At 75.2% G+C, this 1,655-nt stretch carries 2 protein-coding genes; one reads left to right on the forward strand and one right to left on the reverse strand.

All coding sequences use genetic code 11. The annotated features are described in order from the left end of the window. The coding region (locus tag CA983_RS43410) for an RICIN domain-containing protein (RefSeq protein WP_143645826.1) at positions 1 to 1,006 on the forward strand (1,006 nt) is incomplete at its 5' end. A 21-nt stretch (positions 1,007 to 1,027) separates the two neighbouring features. Here the strand turns inward: CA983_RS43410 and CA983_RS43415 are convergent. After that, positions 1,028 to 1,655: ArsB/NhaD family transporter (locus tag CA983_RS43415; protein WP_279628522.1), on the reverse strand; the 628-nt coding region annotated here is incomplete at its 5' end.

Raw genomic sequence — 1,655 nt, forward strand, 5'->3', positions numbered from 1 at the left:
GGCCAGCGGAACCATCCCCGGCCCGCGTGCCGAAGGCCACCGCACAGCGGCCCGCAGGTCCGCCCACAAGGCGGCCCGCCGTGCCGCCCGCCGCCGCACCGTCACCGTGAGCATCCTGACCGTCAGCGGCCTGGTCGTCCTCCCGCTGGTCCTGTGGTCCCTGGGCAACTCCGGCGAGGAAGCCCGGCAGGCCGGTGCGGGACGGCCCTCCGAGACGCCCGGCTCGGAGGCGGGCGAGCCGACGAGCGACTCGTCCTGGGTCGGGGCGGGCGACGCCGAGAAGGGTGCCCTGCGCGGCCGGCTGCACAACGTGGCCTCGGGACTGTGCGTCGGCATCGAGGGCGACAAGGCCGTCGAGGACGCGGAGGCCGAACTCACCACCTGCTCCTCGGCCGCCGCCCAGCAGTGGACGTACGAGACCGACGGCCTGCTGCGCAACGGCGCCGACCCCGATCTGTGCCTGGACTCGCACCTCGGCTACTCGGTGCGGCTGGCCCCGTGCACGGGAGCGTCCCGGCCGGACACCAGGAACATCCGCTACGACTTCACCCTCCAGGGCGCCCTGGTGCCCCGCTGGAACCAGGACCTCGCCCTGGCTCCGGCCGCGACCGACGGCTCGGGAGCCCTCGTCCTCAAGACCCGGGCGGACGAGGAGGTCCAGCGCTGGGCGATCGACACCTCCAAGGCGGACCTCCAGATGGAGGCCGTCAACTGGAACGCCGCCGCCCCGGCGCCACGCCCCACCCCCACGCCCACTCCCACTCCCACGCCGCCGAAGACGCCCACGGCGACGCCGACACCGACCCCGCCCGCCACCCCGTCGGCGGCACCGCAGCCGACACCGACCAGCGCGGCCCCCACCGACTCGGCCTGCGACCGCTACGGCTACCCCTGCGACGGCGACGGCCGGTACGGCTATCCCGACTACGGCTACCCGGGCTACGGCTACCCCGGTTATGGCTACGGGTACGGCGGATACGGTGGCGGCGGGGGTGGCCACCGCTGACCGGACGCGCGCTCGGGCCTCTCAGCCCCCGACGACGCGCAGCGACAGCCACAGCGCCACCACGGCCGGAACCAGCGCGGCCGGCACCGTGAGCAGTCCGAGCCGGGTGAACTCCCCGAGCCCGACCCGGTGTCCGTGCTGCTGCGCGATCCGCCGCCACAACAGGGTCGCCAGCGATCCGGCGTAGGTCAGGTTGGGGCCGATGTTCACGCCGAGCAGCACCGCCAGCACGGCACCGGGACCGGCCCCGGCGGTCAGCGGCAGCAGCACCAGTACCGCGGGCAGGTTGTTGACGAGGTTCGCCAGGACGGCGGCCAGCGCTGCCACGCCCAGCAGCGTGAGCAGGCCCGATCCGTCGGGCAGCACCCGGTGGAGCGCGTCGGCGAGCCCGTGGTCGACGACCGCCCGCACGACGACGCCGAGGGCGAGCACGAACGCCAGGAAGGCTGGCGCCGCGGACCGCACCACCGTCAGTGGGGTGGCCCGCCGCCGCAGCAGCGCCCGCACGGCCAGCACGAGCGCACCGGCCAGTGCGGCCCACGCCGGCGCGATGCCGAGGACGGAGGCCACGACGAACCCGGTGAGCGTGCAGCCCACGGTGATCAGGGCGAACAGGGGCGGCTCGGGAGGCTCTGCGGGGTCGGGGGAG

Source organism: Streptomyces swartbergensis (genome assembly GCF_002148965.1).
In the GTDB taxonomy this organism is placed as follows: domain Bacteria; phylum Actinomycetota; class Actinomycetes; order Streptomycetales; family Streptomycetaceae; genus Streptomyces; species Streptomyces swartbergensis.